The 22,599-nt window shown below is 46.9% G+C and carries 21 protein-coding genes and 1 other annotated feature; of the genes, 5 read left to right on the top strand and 16 right to left on the bottom strand.

Annotated elements, in window-relative coordinates; genetic code table 11:
- Nucleotides 1-88 precede the first annotated feature (88 nt).
- Entirely contained in the window at nt 89-889 is an 801-nt protein-coding gene (locus tag H525_RS0117805) for a DUF92 domain-containing protein (RefSeq protein ID WP_027417287.1), read from the bottom strand.
- Between the two features lie 100 nt (nt 890-989).
- Here H525_RS0117805 and H525_RS0117800 point away from each other — a divergent pair, with 100 nt between their 5' ends.
- Nucleotides 990-1,487, top strand: coding sequence for an inorganic diphosphatase (locus H525_RS0117800; RefSeq protein WP_027417286.1), 498 nt, complete (start codon nt 990-992; stop codon nt 1,485-1,487).
- Nucleotides 1,488-1,586: 99 nt separating this feature from the next.
- On the opposite strand, the gene H525_RS0117795 is transcribed toward H525_RS0117800, so the two are convergent.
- Entirely contained in the window at nt 1,587-2,021 is a 435-nt protein-coding gene (locus H525_RS0117795; RefSeq protein WP_027417285.1) for a DUF1284 domain-containing protein, read from the bottom strand.
- A 299-nt stretch (nt 2,022-2,320) separates the two neighbouring features.
- Nucleotides 2,321-2,555, top strand: a binding site (T-box leader).
- A gap of 82 nt (nt 2,556-2,637) precedes the next feature.
- On the opposite strand from H525_RS0117795, the gene serA reads away from it, so the two are divergent.
- Nucleotides 2,638-4,221, top strand: coding sequence for a phosphoglycerate dehydrogenase (serA, locus tag H525_RS0117790; RefSeq protein ID WP_027417284.1), 1,584 nt, complete (start codon nt 2,638-2,640; stop codon nt 4,219-4,221).
- An 89-nt stretch (nt 4,222-4,310) separates the two neighbouring features.
- Here serA and H525_RS0117785 read toward each other — a convergent pair whose 3' ends face one another.
- Nucleotides 4,311-5,441, bottom strand: coding sequence for an HAD family hydrolase (locus H525_RS0117785; protein WP_027417283.1), 1,131 nt, complete (start codon nt 5,439-5,441; stop codon nt 4,311-4,313).
- 262 nt (nt 5,442-5,703) lie between these two features.
- Here H525_RS0117785 and H525_RS0117780 point away from each other — a divergent pair, with 262 nt between their 5' ends.
- Nucleotides 5,704-6,420: an SDR family oxidoreductase gene (locus tag H525_RS0117780; protein ID WP_027417282.1), complete on the top strand. Its 717-nt coding sequence runs from the start codon at nt 5,704-5,706 to the stop codon at nt 6,418-6,420.
- 25 nt (nt 6,421-6,445) lie between these two features.
- Entirely contained in the window at nt 6,446-7,081 is a 636-nt protein-coding gene (locus H525_RS0117775) for a peptidylprolyl isomerase (RefSeq protein WP_027417281.1), read from the top strand.
- A gap of 112 nt (nt 7,082-7,193) precedes the next feature.
- Here H525_RS0117775 and H525_RS24670 read toward each other — a convergent pair whose 3' ends face one another.
- Both H525_RS24670 and H525_RS0117765 read right to left on the bottom strand, forming a co-directional pair.
- Nucleotides 7,194-8,759 (bottom strand): sensor histidine kinase, encoded by a 1,566-nt coding sequence (locus H525_RS24670; protein WP_245590519.1) that lies wholly within the window; start codon nt 8,757-8,759, stop codon nt 7,194-7,196.
- The gene (locus H525_RS0117765) at nt 8,747-9,457 is read right to left on the bottom strand and encodes a response regulator transcription factor (protein WP_027417280.1); all 711 of its coding nucleotides are present in this window, start codon (nt 9,455-9,457) and stop codon (nt 8,747-8,749) included. Before H525_RS0117765 ends, H525_RS24670 begins: the two co-directional genes overlap by 13 nt.
- Nucleotides 9,458-10,058: 601 nt before the next feature.
- Between H525_RS0117765 and H525_RS0117760 the strand changes: the two genes are divergently transcribed.
- Nucleotides 10,059-10,463 carry an acyl-CoA thioesterase gene (locus H525_RS0117760; RefSeq protein WP_027417279.1) on the top strand — a complete coding sequence of 135 codons (405 nt, stop codon included), beginning with the start codon at nt 10,059-10,061 and terminating at the stop codon, nt 10,461-10,463.
- Nucleotides 10,464-10,594: 131 nt separating this feature from the next.
- Here the strand turns inward: H525_RS0117760 and H525_RS0117755 are convergent, their stop codons facing one another.
- The 11 genes from H525_RS0117755 to H525_RS24665 all read right to left on the bottom strand — a co-directional run bounded on the left by H525_RS0117755 (nt 10,595) and on the right by H525_RS24665 (nt 22,592).
- Nucleotides 10,595-11,038: a hypothetical protein gene (locus tag H525_RS0117755; RefSeq protein WP_155837411.1), complete on the bottom strand. Its 444-nt coding sequence runs from the start codon at nt 11,036-11,038 to the stop codon at nt 10,595-10,597.
- Nucleotides 11,039-11,169: 131 nt separating this feature from the next.
- Nucleotides 11,170-11,973, bottom strand: a complete 804-nt coding sequence (locus H525_RS0117750; protein ID WP_027417277.1) for a hypothetical protein — start codon at nt 11,971-11,973, stop codon at nt 11,170-11,172.
- 710 nt (nt 11,974-12,683) lie between these two features.
- On the bottom strand, nt 12,684-13,379 hold the full coding sequence (locus H525_RS0117745; protein WP_027417276.1) for an N-acetyltransferase: 696 nt from the start codon (nt 13,377-13,379) through the stop codon (nt 12,684-12,686).
- Nucleotides 13,380-13,408: 29 nt separating this feature from the next.
- Entirely contained in the window at nt 13,409-13,822 is a 414-nt protein-coding gene (locus H525_RS0117740) for a hypothetical protein (RefSeq protein ID WP_027417275.1), read from the bottom strand.
- 20 nt (nt 13,823-13,842) lie between these two features.
- Nucleotides 13,843-14,826 (bottom strand): glycosyltransferase family protein, encoded by a 984-nt coding sequence (locus H525_RS0117735; RefSeq protein WP_027417274.1) that lies wholly within the window; start codon nt 14,824-14,826, stop codon nt 13,843-13,845.
- 53 nt (nt 14,827-14,879) lie between these two features.
- Nucleotides 14,880-15,974: a Gfo/Idh/MocA family protein gene (locus tag H525_RS0117730; protein WP_027417273.1), complete on the bottom strand. Its 1,095-nt coding sequence runs from the start codon at nt 15,972-15,974 to the stop codon at nt 14,880-14,882.
- 1 nt (nt 15,975) lies between these two features.
- On the bottom strand, nt 15,976-17,076 hold the full coding sequence (locus H525_RS0117725; RefSeq protein WP_027417272.1) for a DegT/DnrJ/EryC1/StrS family aminotransferase: 1,101 nt from the start codon (nt 17,074-17,076) through the stop codon (nt 15,976-15,978).
- A gap of 1 nt (nt 17,077) precedes the next feature.
- Complete coding sequence (locus tag H525_RS0117720) at nt 17,078-18,067, bottom strand: CgeB family protein (RefSeq protein WP_081413484.1); 990 nt, start codon at nt 18,065-18,067, stop codon at nt 17,078-17,080.
- A gap of 66 nt (nt 18,068-18,133) precedes the next feature.
- On the bottom strand, nt 18,134-19,393 hold the full coding sequence (locus H525_RS0117715; RefSeq protein ID WP_245590518.1) for a nucleotide sugar dehydrogenase: 1,260 nt from the start codon (nt 19,391-19,393) through the stop codon (nt 18,134-18,136).
- A gap of 24 nt (nt 19,394-19,417) precedes the next feature.
- On the bottom strand, nt 19,418-21,118 hold the full coding sequence (locus H525_RS27835; RefSeq protein ID WP_027417269.1) for a glycosyltransferase family 2 protein: 1,701 nt from the start codon (nt 21,116-21,118) through the stop codon (nt 19,418-19,420).
- Between the two features lie 217 nt (nt 21,119-21,335).
- Nucleotides 21,336-22,592, bottom strand: a complete 1,257-nt coding sequence (locus H525_RS24665; protein WP_051331138.1) for a DEAD/DEAH box helicase — start codon at nt 22,590-22,592, stop codon at nt 21,336-21,338.
- Nucleotides 22,593-22,599 lie beyond the last annotated feature (7 nt).

Raw genomic sequence — 22,599 nt, 5'->3', positions numbered from 1 at the left:
AGGAAAGTATATGTTGCTTTAACACTGTAAAGCAACATATACTTTCTTTAACGGTAAAAAAAACCGGGGGACTACCTGCCGGTTCTTTTTACGTAGCGATAACCCAGCCGGCTAAGCCGCCCGCAATGGCCGCCGTTACATTGACAACATCATTCGTACACCAGCTATAGCCTTTGATTCTTTCTGTTTGCTGTCCGTGGTGATATGCGCGCTCGGTTTCCTTGCCGCACACCCGGCAGTGGTACATCGTTTGAAACGTCGCTCCCAGTACACTGTCTGCCATACTCCCGACCAATCCGCCGATAACCCCGCTAATAATGGGTAAAACATCCATTCTTCCGCTGTCCATCCATTCAAATAGCATCGCGCACAAACCGATAAATGCTCCGCCTGCAAGCACAGCCGCTGTCCCCAACCAGCTGACTCCGCCCGATGTGCCCGGCTCGACAATCTTCCAGGTGAGAATGTGCCGGGGGTTGCGGACAGACAGCACCCCGATTTCAGTTGCCCACGTATCGCTTGTAACGGCGGCGATCGTCCCTATGTAGAACGCGTACCACATATCTTCCGTACCCGTTATCGTTTTACCGATGACAGCCAGCAGGCCAATGCCCCCATTTGCGGCAACCTGAAGCCAGTCGCGTCTTCCGCCTTTCGCAAACAAATCCTCCACCTGTTTTTTCTCCTGTTTTTTTCGATGAGAGAGAATGCTTGATGAAATAAAAAAAGCAAGCAACAACCCGTACCACTTTACCCCGCCAAATGCATACAATACGGTGCCAAGTACGACAGCCGCCGCCATGCCGCTACCGGAAAGCGAACGTTTAGCATAAGCGGCTCCCGCAATCAGAAGACTGCCCGCTAAACCCGCCAGTAATTTAAACACCATCTTTATTCTCCTCTTCTGTATGTCCTTTTCTTACGGTAACGATCTTGCTATAATAAATCGTATCACACGTAGTGCTCTATAAACAAAGGGAGGAATTTGAATGTCTTTTGAGAACAAAGTGGTCGACGTTTTCGTTGAAATCCCGACCGGCAGCCAGAACAAATATGAATACGATAAAGAAGCGGGCGTATTCCGTCTGGATCGCGTGCTTTTTTCACCGATGCACTACCCGGCTGAATACGGTTATCTTGAGAATACCCTGGCACTTGACGGCGACCCGCTGGATGCACTTGTGATTGTAAGCTTTCCGACTTTTCCGGGGTGTGTCATTACAACCCGCATCATCGGCGTTCTTATCATGTCCGACGACAAGGGCCAAGATGAAAAATTACTCGGCGTTCCGGTAGATGATCCGCGTTTTAAAAACGTTTATTCATTAGATGACATCTCTGAACATATTCCGAAGGAAATCTCTCATTTCTTTGCACGCTATAAAGACCTCGAAAACAAAGAAACAAACATCGTAGGTTGGGAAGGGCCTGAAAAAGCGGCTCAGCTTATCGAAGAATGTAAAGCCCGTTATCAGGAAGGAAAATAATTGTACATAAGCAAAAGGGTGCGCAAATGGCGCACCCTTTTCCTCTTGTCTTCAGATAATGGGCGGACTTAAGATTACATTGCTTCTCCTAAAGCTTCCTTACACGGACGGGAGCAATTTTTCCTTAAGCTGCCGCAACCCTGTTTTGCAAACTCCTGCGGAAAGCCACGAACAGTCCCGGCAGAGAAAATCGAGGTCATCCGGTTCGACCATTTCCGCTGTCCGTTTGACGAGCCATTCTTTACGATAAATCGCATCCTGTTCCAGTTCCAGATGCCGAATTACCTTGCGATCCATTCCTTTCACGTGATCATCCGAATCCGCATCCCTCTCGCATTCCGCTTCTCCCTTATGCGGGCACGCTGCGCAAGCATCGTCGAACCCTACTTTTACTTCTATCCACATGTCGTGGGATGAATCGCGAATTTTGTCGACAATGTCTCTCATTCGTTCTATAAAAACCGGGCTGTAACCCATTCCCTGGAACCCATGCACACACAATAAGTGATGGCCTCTTAGTTTACTTATCTGCACTTTTTCCTCTCTCCTCATCCGTATGGATACCTATACTTTACCATGTTCGCTCATTTTCTGTACGCAAAATTCGCTAAAAATCTGCAAGCCCTTACAAAATTTCCACAATATTTTTAAGTCTATCATCGGTAAAACACCTTTACATCTTTACGAATACTTGGTAGAATTAAAATAATAATTTTGATTAAAGCCGAACATTAATTAACTTAACCTTGTCCAATGTTAAGTTTTTAAGGGGTGTTGTCTTGACGGACAACAAAAACAATGATAAATTGTTACTAAGAACAAACGTTTATATTTTTACTGCGATGAAAGAGAGAGGCTGCAGACGAAATTCCCAGAGAGCCGGTGGTTGCTGTGAACCGGTGTTTTTCCTGCAGAACTGAGCGCTCTTGAGCTGTCAGACTGAAACTTAAGTAGGTTTGAACGAATGGTTCCCGTTATGGACCCTGGTCTGTAAGACCAGATAAGGCTGCCATTGTGAAATGGCCGCAAATGAGGGTGGTACCGCGAATAAAACCTTTCGTCCCTCACTACGGTGTAGTGAGATCGGAAGGTTTTTTTAAGTTAAAAATCACATGTGGAGAAGGCGTAATGCCATGGAGGTGCTAAAAATATGTATAAGGTTTTGGTAAGTGACCCGTTAAGTGAGTTTGGAATTCAAAAGCTGCTCGATGCCCCTGATGTGGAAGTCGTTCGCCAAACGGGACTGTCGGAGTCCGAACTAATCAACATCATCGCTGAGTATGATGCCCTGCTTGTCCGCAGTCAAACAAAAGTAACAGCGGCGGTCATTCAGGCGGGCAAAAAGTTGAAAGCGGTTGGACGCGCTGGTGTGGGGGTCGACAATATTGACCTGAATGCCGCTACCAATGCCGGGGTTGTCGTCATCAACGCTCCGGATGGAAATACGATTTCGACCGCAGAACACAGTTTTGCCATGTTGATGGCGCTTGCCCGCCGCATTCCCATGGCCTACAAAAAACTTGTTGATGGCGAGTGGGATCGCAAGTCTTTCACAGGCGTCGAGTTAAATAATAAGGTGCTTGGCGTTGTTGGATTAGGCCGCATCGGGGCCGAGGTGGCCAAGCGTGCCAAAGCGTTCAATATGAAGGTCATTGCCTACGATCCGTTTCTGACCGAAGAGCGGGCCCAAAAGTTGGGCGTGCAGTACGGCACACTTGATGACGTTGTGGCGCGGGCTGATTTTATTACCGTGCATACTCCATTGACGAAAGATACAAAATATATCATTAATACAAAGCAATTTGAAAAAATGAAGACCGGTGTCCGGATTATTAACTGCGCACGCGGGGGCATTATTAACGAAAAGGCATTGCTTGAAGCCATTCAAAGCGGAAAAGTAGCCGGTGCCGCACTTGACGTGTTTGAACAGGAACCGCCAGTGGAAAATCCGTTAGTTGGGCTGCCGCAGGTTGTCGTCACCCCTCACCTTGGAGCTTCCACGGTCGAAGCGCAGGAAAATGTAGCGGTCGACGTTTCGGAAGAAATTATCCATATTCTGCGCAATGAGCCGTTTAAAAACGCAGTAAATCTGCCGTCCGTCCCTGCCCATGTGCTTGAGAAAGTGGAACCGTACTTTAAACTGAATGAAAAGCTCGGCGAATTTATCGCACAAACAGCGGTGGGTGCTTTAAAAGAAGTGGTTGTTACGTATTCCGGTGAACTTACGGATATCGATACCGCTCCGCTTACCCGGACGACGCTGAAAGGAATCTTGTCGTACCACCTTGGGGAAGGCGTAAACTATGTCAATGCGCCGGCACTCGCTAAAAGCCGCGATATTCATGTGACCGAGCAAAAGTCCAATTATAGTGGCGGATTTACCAACCTAGTATCCGTTACCCTTAAAACGAGCCAGGAAGAAAAAACCGTATCCGGTACACTGCTTAACGGTTATGGAGCCCGCATTGTAAAAATTGACGGGTATTCCATTGATATCGTTCCTCAGGGACATCTGCTGCTGATTCACCACAATGACCGGCCGGGTGCAATCGGCCGGGTAGGAACCCTGCTTGGCACTAATGATGTGAACATCGCCACCATGCAGGTGGGACGCCGTGACCTGGGTGGACACGCCATCATGCTGCTGACGGTCGACAAAGAAGTAACACCGGATGTACTTGACACACTCGGGGAACTAAATGAGATTTCTAGCGTTATTCAAATCGAACTATAAAAATAGAAAAGTATTTAACATTTCTTACTTTTTTACCTGCTAAAAAACGCTCTGCCGGATAAACAATCCGGGCAGAGCGTTTTTCTCACTTATTTTACAATGGCAAGAACTTCGGTCATATCATTTAAAATGTAATCTGCCTGAAGTTCCTCGAATTTACCGCGCGCTTCCTGACCGGTCAACCCGGTAAGTGTGGCGGCAAACTTACAGCCAATGCTGCGGGCTGCCATATAGTCGGCAACCGAGTCACCTACAATGAGCAACTCTTCCCCATCCTCAATTGGCAGCGGCAGCGCAAAGCACGCCTTCACCTCCGCATCTTTGCCGAGCAAACCCTGAATATAGCAATACGGCTGCGGCTTGGCCAGCGGGGCACGATCAGGATATTTTTTCTCCGCTTCAAGCACATCGCTTGCGGTTACAATACGATTTTCTTCAAAATACTGCAGAAGGCCAAGGGCTTTGAGCGGTTCACGCGTCTCAATCTCCGGGCGTCCCGTCCCGATCCCGAGCACATAGCCCCTGCTTTTCAATTCCGCAAGCACCTTCGCCATTTTTTCCGGCTCAACAATCGGGATCTCATCGTTTAAGAACCCTTTTTTTCCTTTTTGCAGCGCCGGGCGTCCGATTGATTTTTCGATCAGGGCATCACCAAGATACCATTCCTGGAACGTTTCCTGGCATAAATCCCACAGCGTACTTGTCCGGGCAAAAATATCGGTATGTATTCCCGTTTTCTGCTCCACTATATCGTTAAGGTACTGCAGAAGAGCCTGCTTGTCCGCTGTGCTCTTTTTAAAATCTTCGACAAATGAAGCATAATCCACTTCAAACGCCACGTTAACGGCAAGCGTTTGAATCCGCAGCAGCACATCGCGGTCGATTTGGTTCTGCAGGATAGCCTTCACCTGGTCGGGATAATTATCCCGCAGTACAGCCAGCAAACGGACAAGCTGGTAGGAGAAGGAGAGATAGACCATGTCCCAATTCGCGTTAATCCCTCTTGTTTTTACAAAATCCAAAAATTTATCCTGGTCAAATACTTCCTTGCGAATCCGGCGAATCGTCTCTTCTTCGGGAGCCGGTTGAAAAAAATCAGGGGCAAGGCCGAGGTAATTCGGGCTGTGGAGCATTTCCCATACGGTAAGCGCGGAAGCGTCGAAATACCGCTCCTCACTAAGTAATACACCATCTACATCAAACAATATCATTCGAATCATGCGTAGCTCGCCAACTCCTCATAAACAATATAATACGAACATTTTATCATATTTCTCATGGAATTATCGCGTTTTTTCTTAAGATTTTCTAAGGTGCAACTGTGGTACAATAAAGAAAACTTGGCTAGCGCCAAGCCACAGGCGCTGGCGATAGCCTTAGTTGCACTTATGCATGTAGGAAAGTTATACTTTCCTATATGCATAAGGAACCCCGGCTGATCCCGGGATCTAATTACACACCTTTTAGAAGGAGGAAGGAACGTTGCAGTTTCAGTCCCTACATAACAAAGTTGTAATGATAACCGGTGCAAGCAAAGGAGTCGGCCATGCAATGAGTTTGTTGTTTGCGGAAAAAGGAGCCACCGTTTATGCGGTTGCCCGCAGTGAAGGATTGCTCAAAGCGCTGGCAATGTCCGCTGAAAACGGTGAAGGCACCATCGTCCCCGCCCCATGCGATATTACACAGGGACAAGAAGTGGAAGCGCTTGTGGAGCGCATTCGGGAGGAACACGGCAAAATTGACATCCTCATCAACAATGCAGGTCTTGGATTTTTTGCACCCGTCCACGAACTGGAAGAGCACCAGTGGGACGAAATGATGAATGTGAATTTAAAAGGAGCCTTCCTGTGTACGAAATATGTAGTACCGCACTTGATTGCCCGGAAAGCCGGCCATATTATTAATATTTCAAGTGTAGCGGGCACAGTGACATTCCCTGGCGGCGCCGGATACTGCGCCAGTAAATTCGGACTCATGGCCTTTAATGATATCCTCATGCAGGAGTTAAAACCTCACAATATTAAGGTGTCGGTCATCTGCCCGGGGTCGGTTCAGACTCACTTCGGGGGCACAGAACCGAAAGACTATTCGCTCGAACCGGAAGATGTCGCGTACATGGCCTATCAGATGGCCGCCGCTCCGAAACATGTTATACTGAATCAAGTGATCATGCGGCCAGTTGTGCCGCAGCCAAAATAATTCGTAAACGAAAGGAAAACGGAAAATGAAACAAAGAATACCGCTTCTGATTCTAGCTCTTCTCCTGGTTTTTGTGGCAAGCGCCTGCTCGACCGGAAAAGCTCAGACCCAGGCACCGAAGCCGTCCGCAAAGCAGTGGTCCCAGCCCCCCGCCATGCAAATTAAACCTAACAAAACATACATTGCCCATATGCAAACAAATAAAGGGAACATCACCATTGAGCTATTTGCCAAGGATGCACCGAAAACGGTCAACAACTTTGTCTTCCTCTCGCGCCGGCATTTTTATGACAATGTAATTTTCCACCGGATTATTAAGAACTTTATGATCCAAACAGGCGATCCGAAAGGAACGGGAGAAGGAGGACCGGGGTATCAATTTGCGGACGAGCTGTCTTCCAAACATAAGTACGAAAAAGGCATTGTAGCGATGGCTAACGCCGGCCCCAATACGAATGGCAGCCAGTTTTTTATATGTAATGGGCCTGCTTCGGAAGGGTTAAACAGTACGCCGAATTATACGATTTTCGGTAAAGTTACCGACGGCATGGATACGGTTGATAAAATTTCAAACACACCTGTGGCGCAAAATCCAATGGGTGAATTCAGTTATCCTAAAGAAAAAGTATTTATCAAAACGATTACGATCGAAGAAAAATAAAAGGTCTGATTACACGTTTTTACGATTGTTCCACGCCAAAATACCCTATAGTGATGAGAAAAATCCCCTGTAGTTGTCTTATTCGACTACAGGGGATTTTGCCTTTCATTATTTATTCTTTGCCCGTATGCTTGCTGCCTTTGTTTTTACCGGCTTCTTTACGGTCTTTGTTTCCTTTGCTTAACATCTTGTTTTTGATTTTTTTCTCTTCCTCAATCGCGTTACGGCTGATTGTCTTATCTTTCGGTAGCCAGACAATAAACGTGGTTCCTTTATCCACTTCACTCTCTACGCGAATCGTGCCGTTATGAAGCTCGACAAGTTGTTTTACAATGGCAAGGCCAAGTCCTGTTCCCTGCTCACGCCTTGAACGAACGCGGTCCACCTTAAAGAACCGGTCCCAGATATGATGGAGGTCGTGCGGATTGATACCAATACCCGAATCCTGTACGACGATCTCAACTCCCCCGTCTTTCGCCCGTGCCCGAAGCAGCACCATTCCTTTTTCGGTAAATTTCAATGCGTTGTTAATCAGATTAATAAAAATCTGGTCCACACGGTCAGGGTCGCCAAAAACAGGAGGCAGCGGGTTATCAATGTCGAGTGATAATGCAAGGCTGCGTTTTGCCGCTTCCTCGGAAAAGGTAAAAGCAAGGCGCTGAAGGATCGATTCCATGTCGATCGGCCGTTTCACGAGGCCGACCTCGTGCTTTTCAAGCCGCACAAGGTCCATTAAATCATTCACCAACCGGCTCATATGAAGCGTTTCTTTATACATAACCTGATAGTATTTCTGCTTCGCTTCCTCTTCTGCGACAAGCCCGTCCTGCAGCGCTTCCAGAAACCCCTGCATGGCTGTCAGCGGCGTACGCAGTTCGTGGGAAACATTGGCCAGGAAATCTTTGCGCGTCTGGTCATAGTCCGCGCGTTCCGCTTCCACCTCCTGGAGTCTCGACGCCATCCGGTTAATCGAACGGGCCAGGTCGCCAATTTCATCCTGTGAGGTAACCTGCACACGCTGGTCATAGTTGCCTTTCTCGATTTCCAATGCCACCCTGTCAATGCGTTTCAGGGGCCGGGAAATCGACCATGATAGATACGACACCATCGCCATCGTGAGCAGGACCGCGATTAAAGTCGCCCACAAAATCGTTTCGCGTATATGGCTAACCGCTTCGTCAATTCCTTCAATCGGGGCATGCAGCACAATGCCGCCAAACACTTTATTCCCTTCTCCCCACGGTACAACAACGGACATCATCGGCTGGTTTAAACCCTTAAAATTAAGGTCCTGCACCACGTCTTTCCCCGCAAGAACCTGAACAAGGATCGAGTGGGCGACAGATTTGCCGATAAACACCTCGTCCTTGGTCGAAGTTGAAATGATCTTCCCGTTTCGGTCAAACACCCAGATGCGGGTATCGAACGTTTGGTCAAGAAAAGCAAGCATCGATGTGGCACGCGCATCGTCCACCCTATAGCTTTGAATAGCCAGGTTTACCTTTTTCGCCTTGCGCAGGAGCTCTTCCTTCGTTCCATCGTAAATATAATTTTTCGCAAAATAAGACATGGCGAGACCTACAGCAGACAGGCCGAGTAAAATGGTAATCATATAGCTAAACATTAATTTACGAAAAATACTCTTATTTGTCCCCAACCATTCTTTTATGCGGAACAACTGTTGTCCACCTCAAATTTGTAACCGACACCCCAGACGGTGTGAATGCACTCGCACCGCATGGGGGACAAATGCTGGCGTATTTTTTTTATGTGAACGTCCACGGTGCGAATATCGCCAAAAAAATCATAGCCCCATATCTGTTCCAACAGCTGCTCCCGGGTAAACACGTTCCCGGGTGAGCGCGCCAAAAAGACGAGCAAATCGAATTCCTTCGGTCTAAACGCCACTTTTTCACCGAAAACCATAACCTGGCGTCCCTGTACGTCAATCAGCAGATCATCGAATTGCAAACTATTTTGGGCCGGATCACGCTCTTCTAACGCCCGCGGCTGCATGCGGCGAAAAATCGCTTTAATGCGCGCCACCAGTTCGCGGGGACTAAACGGCTTTGTTACATAATCATCGGCGCCGAGTTCAAGGCCGAGAACCCGATCGAACTCCTCCCCTTTTGCCGAAAGCATAATGATCGGGATATCCAGTGTTTTACGAATTTCACGGCACGCTTCAAATCCGTCCATATTGGGCATCATCACGTCTAATATGATGACGTCCGGTTTTTCGTGCTCCGCCTGCATGACGGCTTCCCTTCCATCACGCGCCTCAACTAAGTCGATATGCTGCTGAGTGAAGTAAAGGCGAATAATCTCAAGCACGTTTGGATCGTCATCAGCTACAAGAACTTTTGTTCCATTCATCTCTCATTCCTCCTGCGTCCACGCACGTTTTCATTGTAACATAAATCATCAACCCTTTTTTGGGTTTGTGGAAACTCCACTTGAAATGATTCGTTTTGGCTAGTCAATGAAATTTGCAAAGTGGGATATCCGGTTGAGCGCTGCCCCTCGCTGTATGGACGCCTAAAATATAAAACAGCCAGTACATAGTTGGTACCGGCTGTTTTATAGGAAGAAGAAGCGTGAAGCTTATTTTGTTTTAGTGTTGTTAAATTTTTTATACGAAACAAGAAACGGTAATAGGAATGTGGGGTGTCAGGCGTTTGCTCGTTTTATTTTTCAGTTGATGTCATTTCACGTTTGCTTATACAATTACCGCTCTCTCTGTTAGTCACCTCCTTATGTCTTTACTTTACATGACAAATGTAACAGTTCTATGTGAAAGGTAAGAAATTTCTTTTATCATAATATGATCAATTTATGTCCTAACTCCTAATTGGCAGATAGGCTGGTAACTTGCGAAATGAGCATGTAATATTAAGGAGAAAACCGCCGGAAAATTATCTATCGTTTGCGGTCTACTATTTTTTGATGTTTATACATAGTGTAAGGAGGAATCATGATGGAAGTATCTTTAGAAATTGTCGTCCGGTCGACAGAGATCGACGTAAACGGGCACGTAAACAATGCCAAATACCTGGAGTATTTAGAATGGGGCCGGGAAGAATGGTATGAGCAGGCCAACTTGCCGTATGATTCATTTTTAGAGATGGGGATTCAAACGGTGACGGTCAACATTAACATTAACTACCGCAAAGAATGCCGGCAAAATGACCGATTGACGATTAAAACCAGTCCCGAACGGCTCGGACGAACCAGCTATGTGCTTAAGCAGGAAATATTCAACCAGGATGGCCAACTCGTCGCCGATGCAACGGTGACGAGTGTGACAATGGACAGCAAAACCCGGACAAGCCGTTCTGTGCCGCCGGAACTGGCAAAATGGTTTGCAGCCGGTGGAAAATAGAAACGATAACATTCGGATGCCCGGCATCCCTTCAGCCGGGTATCAACGTAAATACACTCCTCCCCCGCCTTTTTCTTTTGCTCACAATCTGCATCGGTGGCGGCGGGGAAGTTTTGTGTTTTATCATGCATTTATTGCTGATTTTTTACCGGCAGCTCAATGTTTTCTGTTTTACCATTCCATGTTATGGTCAGCTCACACGGATCGTCCTGTAAACTTTCAATTTCTGTTTCGTATGCACCAGTACTAACACTCATTGTTTTATTTTGACCAACTATAACATTTCCCGATAACCTGAATAAATCTTTCTTATCTTTAAGCATATACTTAAAATCTACGTGATCCTTAACATCCCCTTTATATATAATAGTTAGCTTCTGCATCGGCTTTTTTCCCACCGTATTCAGGGGTTTTATTTCCATTACGGCTCCCCAGTTAGGGCTGTGCCCTTCAAAGGTTGCACTCTTCTCCATCGGTTGTGGACGATCGGCATTTTTCTGTTGGGGGATGGAACAAGCAGCTACCAAGCTTGATATTACAAAGCCTATAAATAAACGCTGAAATAACTTCATCATGTCCTCCTTACCGAAGATAATGTTTCTCTACTAAAGCTTTATATTCTATATGTGGAATTATATTCACACAATTAAAAATTGATAAAGGCTATTCCATGATAAAGCTACGGAATAGCCTCTAACTTTCGATTTTACGGCCCAAAGGCCCCATTCCCCTGTAAGATACCATCTGTAAATATCCAGGTGCCAGTTCCGCGTTTTAACGTTGCTTTAAACCAACCTGACGTAGCACTCAAATTGTCAGTAATGTTGATATAATGGAAAGGCTGTGTATCAGGCTCGAAAATTTTATAAACTACCCCAAAGGTAGGACCAACAATAGGATTGTCTATGACTTTATCAGGAGCAATTCTACCGCCACCATACACATTTCCGCCTTCTTGCATGTGTAAAGTTAAGTTTGTGAATCCTGATACCTGTGAATCGAGCTTTGAAAAATTAGCGTAAAACGCATGGCCTTTAACATACGCAGATCCTGCTTCGGTGTAATAATAATAATAATACACCTCATGAACACTTACAGATGCTGTGTTGTCTGTTCTATCCCTTGTGTCTGTAGTATAAATTCCGGTAATTGTATTTGACGCATACAAAGATACACGTGAACCATCAGAATTTTCCACCTCCTGCAGCTTTTGGTCATAACGATAGGCATCAACTTTCAACTTTTCATCTTTATTGGTGGAAATTACTTCTAATCCCTCTTTTTTAATTTCGTCGTCAGTTAATTTCCTTGCCTTTTTAAGAATTTTGTCAACATCGGTAATTTGATCTTCCTTGAAAAGTACCTTTTGATTCTTTTGATCCAAAACTTTGAGGCTGGGAACTTCTGCTTTTTCAGTTTGTACAGGTTGATTAGCTTGTCCATCAGCAAAAGCAAGTTGCGGAGTCAAAAGGGTTGCAGCTGTTAAACCTATTACCAGCAACTTTTTCAAAATTATTTCTCTCCTTTCATTTTAAGGAATTTATTTCCCTACATTGTAAGATTAGCATTTTTTTAAATGTTCGAAATGGTTATAATTAACTGTTTTCGAATGGAGGCAAGGATAATTTTTGGTAAATTTGTACTATTTGATTAGTAAAAGACACAATTTCGTTAAAAATAGACAAAGATAAACATAATTTATTTGCAAAAACAATTAGGCTGCCACCGTTCTAACATGTCGGTAATAGATTTTTTCCTCTCCTTCCATATTACTTTTTATCAGGGGGACTGTTTGTTTCTTTACTTACTTGAGTCTTGCAAAAAATTTGTCGTTGAACTTTAGCGAAGTTTATCAAATCTTCAGGACCGTTGTTGGAATGAAAAATAATAAAGGACATCTGCCATCTTTTGTGGAAATTATTAGTTACCACTGTTAGTTGAATTGAAGCTAAGCGCCTAATCGCTGTTTTTGTGAAAGCACTACGTATACCCTTTTTCGGCCTAATTGGACAAAAACGCAAGATTAAAGTAGTTAATAAACAATGAGGAGATAATCATTTTCACTGAAGTTTGGAGTGCTTTTAGGCCCGATTGTCTCCATTGTTGAGCTACCCGGATGTTTCGGGCCGCCTCCAAACGGAAGAGAGGCACAGACCGATTCAGCTTCCCTGCAAGGGAAAACTTGCAAAAATACAACGGATTCGATGCATCTCACCTACACTACTTCAACGGCCGCCCCGGGTTGCCTACAACCGTCTGTCCCGGCATCACGTCACGGGTTACGACGGTGCCGGCACCGACGATCGATTGTTCCCCGATGATGACACCGGGCAGGAGGGTGGCGTTATTGCCGATTTTTGCTCCGCGCTTAACAACCGGCCCCTTATGCGGAAAATTGCCCATCCCCATATATTTGTCGTTGGATGACGAGCAGCGCGGACCGATAAAAACCTCATCTTCCACTATCATATCACCCGTAATATAACATCCGGTTTGAATAGTGACACGGCTGCCGATTGTGGTGCGCAGTTCCACGATCGCCCCCCGCCCGATGATGCTTGACTCTCCAACTGTTACATGCTCCCGGATACTGGCCTGATCGCCAACCAGCACATCCTGGCCAAGCACCACGCCGGCATAGAGGACCACGCCGGAACCAATCCGGACGTGATCGTGAATCACAAGAGGCAGAAGAACAGCCGTCGGCTTGCGCGCCATTTTTTTGTTCCCGACGGGCGTTTTACCCAGAACGCATAAGTCTCCGATCGATACTCCGTCTCCTATCACCGTGCCCTTTTTAATGACAACATAATTTCCAATGCTTACATTAGCCCCAATCACTGCCCCTTCTTCAATCACAACGTGCTCACCCATACTGACTCCACTGCCTATAACCGCTGACGGGTCTACCTTCATCTTTCTCACTCCTAGCAATTTATGCACACTTAAATGGTTGTAAGGACCAGATACGGCGGATTACTTTCAGAAAAGCAAGCAGAATCCGCGCTCACAATCGATAAAAAAATTCCGTGATTTTCATGACTATTAAACCGCCAATCCATTTCGTACCTACTCACGTTTAGAACTGCTTCCCCGTTCTCTATGTCTACAAGTGAAATGGGCGTTGGATGTGGGGGGGTATAACCGGTTTTAACCAGCGTTTCATCCCAGCCGCCCGCTATCTCTTCAGCGAGTATAGTAGTCATGTCGGTAGAGGAGTGAGCCGGGATATGAAGAACCATCTCCATTACACTCATATCGGTCGGGATCGGGGCAATATTAAACGACACCATCATCTCCCTGCCTCGTACAGCGAGCCGGTTCGGGATAAAAAACATTCGTTTTTCTAAAGAATGCACGGGCAACCGCTCCTTCATGACTAAAGATTCTCATATATGGCAAGCACACGTTCGGCAACAACGTCGCTCGCGTGATATTTTTCAACATACTTGCGCCCGTTGATGCCTGCCTGATGGCGAAGATGGGGGTTATCCAGCAGCATCTTGATCTGGTCGTACACCGTATCCGGATTGGCATTGATAATAGGTAATTCTGGCGGGAACTGCGAGACAAGGTCGGGACGGATAAACGTAACAACTGGTTTGCCAAGTGCCATGGATTCCACGCTTAATAAGCCATATGACCCGCACAATATCTGGTCAACGATGATATCCGCCTCACGGTACAGCTTCGTAGCCTCAACATTGCTCATTCGTTCAATGCGCTTGTAATCAAACGTATAGTCTTTTCGTAACCGTTCAATCGCCTTTTCCACGAATTCGGTGCCTTTAAAAAGCGGGTTGGTCGGAGCGTGAAGGATAAGCGGCCTACCCTTATAAACGGTTGGATAAGCCGGGACAAACTTACGGATATCGATGGCAATTGGGACAACGTGTACCTTTTCATAATAAGGCGTAACATAGGGGTATACTTCATAATCCTGCACAATCGCCTGTCGAATGGAGGCGCTAATCCGGGTTAACCTATCGTGCATCACCTCGTCAGGAGGAGAGTCTCCGGTATAAACATACGGATTATTTTCTCTGGCCTGCCCGTGAAAACGGACATCATTGCCCCAGTGGTGCATAATCATTTTTTTTCCTTTTTCTTGTAACCGGGGCAAATCGGACAAGTTCGGGAGAAGCGAACTGTTGTAATGAAAATGAAAAATATCGAAAAAATTCATAATGTGTTTGGAAGTCTCCGATATTTCACTTTGTACCGTATTGATTAAATGCTCCTGGTAGCCCAAATACGAATGAAATATATTGTATCCAACGGCGATATGGCCTCTTTTTTTCATTGCGCCGCTTAGGATTCCCATCTGTCCGGCAATCTCAATAATTCCATGAAAAACCCTCATCCCTTCTCCTCCCCCTCCAACCGAACGATATGCTTTGGAATTAACCGACCTTCTCACAGCCATTTCATTTCCTTCATCGAAGTGGTCACAAAGGACGCAAGCGGCAGTGATACCGGCATACGGGAAAGGGCTGACGCATAGAGAGCAAAAATCGACTCCAGCGCTTTTTTTCCTTCGTTCCCATTCATAAGCGGCTGCCCCGAGCCGGATAACAGAACACGGATGAAATCGCCGTACATCCTCTCATGCTCATCCTCCTTTGTGATGAGGCTGGCGGCTCGTTCCTCACTGCCCGCTTCCAGCGTACACCAGCGGTAGATTTCATTAAAAGCCGTTCCGCCTATCGAAATAGCCCCTTTTTCACCAAACAGCGATAAGACGGTGCCCATGTTGTTCGGATACGTAATCGTGTTGGCTTCAATCAGGCCGCGAGCGCCGTCTGCAAAGGTTAAAATGCCAAGCGCGATATCTTCCGTTTCCTTCTTTGCTGATCCCCGGGATATATCACCGTATACCTGTGTCACATCCCCCATCCACCATTGAAGCAAATCGACCGCATGAATGCCCTGGTTTAGCAGCATTCCTCCGTCTTCCTCCCACGTACCGCGCCAGGCAGCGGCCGCATAATACTCCGGAGAGCGGTAAAGCCGGATAGATGCTACACCGAGGTGAATTCGGCCAAGCGCTCCACTGTCAACGAGCCTTTTTATTTCCTGCATAATCGGCCGGTAGCGAAGCTGATGGCAAACAAGAATGCGGCGCCGGCGCTCATCCGCCAGCTTTGCCAGTTCGTTCGCTTCCGCAAGCGATAAGGTCATCGGTTTTTCCAGGACGACGTGCTTATTGTGGAGCAAGGCTTTCCGGGTGATGTCCGCGTGAAGGCCGGAAAGGGTAGTAATGATTATCGCATCAATATCAGGATTCGCAAGCATATCCATAAAATTTTGATAGGGCTGCGGAGGTGTCAGCTCATCCTGCTGAGCCAACGTTTCCGCGCGGTAAGATTGATAAAGGCGGCTGGCTTCTTCCATTCTCTCCTTCATAATGTCGCTAACAGCAGCAAGGTGCACATCATTGCTGCGGGCAAGCGTGAAAATATGACGCCGGGCAATTCGTCCGCAGCCAATCAGTCCAAACCGTATCCCCATCTTATCTGCCTCCCCTGTTCATGAGCACGTTAATCACCACATCCTGCTCACTTTCCATTAGAAACGGACTCATCGGCAGTGCGAACAGGCAGGAAGCCATATGTTCGGCTACCGGCAGGTCACCAGGTCTGTAGGAAAGATTCTGGTATACTTCCTGCAAATGCAGGGGACACGGGTAATAGACTCCGCTTTGAATTCCCGCTTGATTGAGCCGGGTCATCACCTCGTCCCGCTGGTTCGATGACACGCAGAAAAGATGATAAATATGCGTCCGATCGGCTGCTTCCACCGGCATGGTGAGCCCGGCACCGGCCAGCTTTTCTTTATAGCGGGCTGCCCACCGCCTTCTCGCTTCGTTCCATTCATCGATTTTTGTCAGCGACACAAGAAGGATGGCAGCATGCAGTTCATCCAGCCGGCTGTTATAGCCAATGGAATCATGGTAATATTTCTTTTTGCTGCCGTGATGGCGCAGCCGGCGGAGCCTGGCGGCCAACTGCGGGTCCGATGTGGCGATCATCCCTCCGTCACCCATTGTTCCAAGGTTTTTCGTCGGGAAGAATGAAAAGCAGGCTGCATCACCTAAGCTTCCAACCCGTTTCCCCTTATACGTCGCCCCGAACGCCTGGCAGGCATCTTCGATAACGAGCAAATCATATTTGCTGGCAATGGACTTGATTTCATCCATATCGGCCGGTTGACCGAATAGATGAACCGGAAGAATCGCTTTCGTAACCGGGGAGATTTTCTCTTCTATTTTCTTTGGGTCTATATTATAGGTAGCAGCGTCGATATCAACAAACACAGGAGTAGCACCTACACGGGAAACCGCCTCCGCTGTGGCGAAAAAAGTAAAGGGCGTAGTAATGACTTCATCTCCCTTTCCAATCCCATAGGCATCCAAAGTCAAAACGAGAGCGTCCGTTCCGTTGGCCACCGCCACGACCTCGGCGACACCCATGACGCGCGCCATTTCCTTTTCCAATTCCTTTACTTTCGAGCCCATAATATACTGACCACTGTCCAATACCTGCTCAATTTCGTACATAATCATTCCCTTTATGGATTGGAGTTGACGCTTTACATCGACCAGCGGTATCATCTTATCCTCTTCCTTTCTTTTCTGTGTTTCTCTCTAAAGCGGGCCAAACCTTAGCAAACCGGTGAAAAAAAGTATGGTCTTTTAGAATGGCTTTCCGGGCTCTTAAGCCGATTTTTCTTCGTTCCAGCGGCCGGTTTATATAATAATCGAACAGTTCGGTCGCCTGTTCCGGATGATCGCAAAGAATAAGTTCAACTCCTTCGGTAAAAAGGCGGGTGAGCGCATCGGTTCTGCTTCCGATCATGAAGGCCCCCGACCCCATAATTTCAAACGTTCGCTGGGATACCTGATCCATTCCATTCTGCACGCCAAGAACCACTTTCGACTGATGATAAATGCGGGATGTTTGTTTGTAAGGGACAAATCCGTGCAGCTGGGAGGAGGGAATAGTGCAGCCAAAAATCTCTTGCAGTGTGTTTTCTCCCCACCCTCCGCCCCAAATGTGCACTTGTTTTTTTGCTTCTATCAATGGAACGAGCAGCTGGCGAAAGCTTTCATAGCGAAACGTCGGACTGTCTAAATGCGGGTGACCGATAAACGACACGTCATACACTTCATTCGCCGTTTCCTTCGCGGGAAAAATCCGGGGATTGAATGCAAAATCAAAATAACATGCAGGTATTCCAAGTGCTTCGTAAGCAGCGACACAATCTGGGTGGATTGTCCATACCATGTCCGGCATAATCTTCTGAACAAACGGGATCGACCAGTTCTGGTGATGAATGGCGTCCTCCGTTGCCCAATACACATGAAAAAGACGGTATTTCCGGCAAAGTTCAGGCAAATAATCTAAAGCAGGGTTAAACAGCGGCAAATCGCACCCAACGGTGAACAGAAGATCGGGCTTACAGTAAGCAATGCCTGCTTCTATTTCTTCCAAGTTCCAGGAAGATTGGTAGAACAATTGATTGCCGTACTGGCAAAAAGCATCCCCTATACTATTTAGATAAATAGACCGGTGATCTAAGAAGAAAATCTTGTAGGTTCTCATTTATGCATGCACATTCTTTACGACCTATTCCTGGACTGTTTTTTTGCGAGTAGGGGTCTGTATCCCCTACAGGCGAACAATGTGGTCACCCGGCAGCCCGTCTGTTACATTCCGTGTATCGATGACACAACGACCGTAGCGCGCAACATCTTCCCATGCAATATTTGAGTGATCCACAAGGATCAGAACGATGTCAAATTGGGATAAGCCCTCCTGTGTGATGTCAAAGTGCGCAGCTGCTTTCGGAAGATTTCCCTGATAAACAGGTTCATGCACCGAAACATGAATGCGCCGGTTTTGCAGCAGTTCAACGACTTTCACTGCAGCCGATTCACGGATATCATTAACATCCTTTTTATACGTAAGGCCGATCACTCCAACCTTTGCGTTTACCATTGGAATGTTCCGCCTGCCCAGTTCATGAACGACGTGGCTCACCACCACGTGCGGAATCATTTCATTAATAAGCCCTGCTTGATGAATCATAGTAAGCGGAACGCCTTCTTGCATACCGATCCAAGATAAAAAGAACGGATCCACCGGAATGCAGTGGCCGCCAATACCGGCGCTTGGATAGTAAGGAGTAAAACCCATCGGTTTAGTTTTAGCCGCTTCAATGACTTCCCATAGATTGACCTTCATTTTGTTTGCGAGAATATTGATTTCATTCATAAAAGAAATGTTGATTAAGCGCTGGCTGTTCTCCAACATTTTGGCAAACTCCGCGACCCGGGGGGAAGAAACAGGAACAACCGTGCGGAATACATTGCTGTAAAGATGATGGATTTGCTTAAGACAACCAGGTGTCACTCCGCTTATGATTTTTGGAATGGATTCTACAGAAATGTCTTTATTACCCGGGTCGATCCGTTCAGGGGAATACCCTAAATAAATGGTCTTACCTACCTGTAGGCTGTCCGTCTCAATGAGTGGCTGCACGTAGTCCTCTGTTGTGCCGGGATAGGTGGAACTCTCCAATACAATGACATGCCCGGGCCGGAGAAAAGCGCGAATATGGTGAATGGCGGAATGAATATATGACAAATCCGGGTTTTTGTTACGTAAAGGTGTTGGAACACATATGATAACGTAGGTGACGGCACTAACCTGAGCATAGTCGACGGTGGCTGCAAACCGGCCGCTGTCGATTAGCTCGCCTATTTCACTATCCGTTATATCTGATAAATAACTTTTTTTTGCGTAAAGTGACTCCACTTTTTTGGAATCTATATCAATGCCTACGACCTGGTGCCCGCTTTTTACAAGCATGCTGGCAAGCGGCAGCCCCACATATCCCAGGCCGATTACGGCAATTTTTTTCTCCACTATTTCTCCCACCCTTTCACTTGATCACTGCGTAAGATATTCACGCCTGCGCAACTCGTCTTGAAACAGGACACGTTCCCCGTATACAGTCTGAAGCCATTGAAGTGCTTCCAGGTGATCACCGATGATTAAGCTCTCAACCTCGTTTGCTTTGTCAATGTTATAGGGACGAAGCTTATTGCTGTGAAAAACATTTACACCTTGAACATTTCGAATAGTCAGACCCCTAATGGCTGCTATGGCCTGCGCTTTGGGCGGAACGAAAAGATTATCAGCACCTATAATTTCAACGGCTTCCCGCCGAATGGCATGCGGAATCGCCGTTAAGGAAGAGAAGCCAAGGTGAAGATGTTTGGTTAATCGGTTTAAAAACAACTTAGCCATACTCACATAATCGATCATGGAACGGTGCAGATAAAATGGGTTTACATTATTCAATGCAACATCCGCCCCATCTTTACAAGCCTCAATAAACGGGCCAAGCTGCTCAGGCGTAAAAACAATGTCCGCATCAATAAAAAGAAAAACATCTCCTGTTGCCACTCTTGCACCGATTGCCCGGCCAACATCATGACCAAGGCATTCAGGATACGAATAACAGGTCACACCATGCGAAACACAAATATCCCGCGTCCGGTCGTTAGAACCGTTCTCAACGACGATGATTTCTTTCGGCTTCAGTTCCTTTACGTTGACCAGAAGAGCATCAATCGTGCTTTCTTCATTGTGAGCGCAAATAATGACAGACAAAGTCTGAGTACTCTTCTCCACATTCACCGGTACAAGAATTTTTTTAATAGAAGTCACTGAAGGGACTGAGGATTGGAACGCCTTCCATATCGGCTCTAATCCGGGCGCACTGTCCGGTTTTAAGGAAATAGCTGATAGTAACGAAGAGACCGTCGTCTGAATCAACGAACGGCCGGTAGGCTCGGGCAGCGCTGTGTACACGGCTTCCCGTTTGCGGTTGAAATCCGAAAAACCTCCTCTCGCACCTTTCTCCGAAATCAGATACTTGATTGCCTCTGCATGGTCACCGAGTACAAGTTCAACCATCATGTTTTTTCTTCGATTTCTTTTTTTATTGCGGCGGGTGACATTAATGGTAGGCAGCCGTTTTACAGCAAGCCCTTGCAGAAGCGCCTTCACCTGGGCTTTCGGCGGAACTGCCAGATTATCGTATCCTATCATTTTGGCCGCCTTCCGGCTCAGCGCATGAGGCACGGTGGTCATTGAACTTCCTTGTAAATCGGGTCTTCCATTGAGTTTATTTATTAGCTGTTTGGCAACAGACACAGAATGGATTCTGTTCTCGGTCTGAATCCCGGAGTAGCCGTTTAACGCAATATCGTACCCTTGCTTAATCGCCAGATAATAGCCGCGAAGTACTTTGGCCGGGATCATGAAATCCGCATCTATGAACAAAAGAACACTGCCTCTCGCATGGCGTGCACCAATGGCTCGCCCGACATCGTGCCCAAGCGGCCGTTTGATTGAAATAACCTTTGCTCCCGCTTTTTCGGCCAGCCAATCGGTTTGGTCGGTCGTTCCATTACACACGACGATCACTTCCGTGTTTGACGCTATTTTTTTCGCTTCACTAACAACCTTGTGAATAGTGCGGAACTCATTTTTTGCGGGGATTATAACAGATAACTGCGGAGCCGTCTCCACAGATGAAGGATTCCTCCCTTTTACGCGCCGTTTCCTAACGTATTTTTTCATATACTCCCTCCCTTTTATCCCGGAAAGACCTTCTAACTTACCTTATGTAATGTGGAAATTGTTGACACGGCATCTAACCAAACGCGCAGCTTTTTTACAATGTTCCATACGAATAAAAAAAATCACTGTTTCGACAAGAAACAGTGATTGCAGCTGAGCGAGTAACCATTCACTCTGAATGTACCGATCCCATGAATTGAATTTGCCCCGGACCGGTTTATTTTTTTTGATGGTCGCCATGCTTCGCAGGCTTACGGCCACGCTTACCGGCCGAACGCCCGGATGTGAATGGCGACGCTGCGCCATTGACTCCGGTTTTTTGAGCAGAACCATTGTGAGAGTGACCGGCGCGCGGCGCAGCCAGTTTACCATGATCCAGTACCCTTTCTTCCATTATAATCCCTAATTGACTGCCAAACTTCTCCGCCATGAATTTTTCTTTTGGTTCAAGCAGCGTGACCGCTGTTCCGCTTTTACCTGCACGACCTGTCCTGCCTACCCGATGTATATACCCTTCCGGATTCAGCGGCAAATCAAAGTTAATAATATGGCTTACATTTTCGACATCGAGACCGCGCGCAAGCAGATCCGTTGTGACCAGGCACGTGATGCTTCCCTCATGAATCTGACGCATCGCTTTTTCACGGTCCAGCTTGTTCGTTTTACTATGGATCCCGGCAATTTTCACTCCTCTCCCGGACAGCCAGGTGGCAATATCGGTTACCTGGTGCAGCTTTTTTACAAAAATAATCGCCCGGGTTGGCCGGAGTGCAACAAGTAGCCGGCGCAACTCTTCAAACTTAAGGCGCTCCGGCGCCACGATGAAATAATGGTTCACCGTATCAGGCAGGCGGGCAGCCCGTTTAATTTTTATCGTTTCGAGCTGTTCCGCCCACTGTTTGCTCCACTCTTCTACAGCGGATGAAACGGTCGCAGAGAAAACAGAAATCTGACGGTCACGCGGTGTACGGGCCAAAACTGTTTCCATGGCACGCAGCATTCGCGCTTCTACCATCTGGTCTGCCTCATCCACGACGACCATGCGCACTTCATGAACTTTGAGTTTTTTCTTATCAAGCAGGTCGACCATGCGCCCCGGTGACCCAACAATAATATGTGGCTTCAGCTTCAATTTTTCTACCTGACGCTTAATGTCAACGCCGCCGATGATGGTCTGGTAGCGGATGTTCGTTTCCCTGCATAATTCATCAAGCACACGGGCAATTTGAAGCGTTAATTCGCGCGTCGGAGCAAAAATAATTGCCTGCAGACTATCCAGCGAACAATCAATGCGTTCCACAAGCGGGAGCATGTAAGCAAGCGTTTTGCCTGTCCCTGTATGTGATTCCCCGATTACGCTCTTCCCTTTTAACAATAGTGGAAGAGCCACTTCCTGGATCTCGGTTGGGCGTGTGATGTTCATCTTCTTCAGCGCCTCCTGAAAATTCGGCGCCAGTGCTGCAAAAATTGCCATGGATTGT

The sequence above is a fragment of the Aneurinibacillus terranovensis DSM 18919 genome, from assembly GCF_000430625.1.
GTDB classification, from domain to species: Bacteria; Bacillota; Bacilli; order Aneurinibacillales; family Aneurinibacillaceae; genus Aneurinibacillus_B; species Aneurinibacillus_B terranovensis.
The sequence above is the reverse complement of the archived record's forward strand: the minus strand, read 5'-3'. Positions and strand labels throughout refer to the sequence as shown.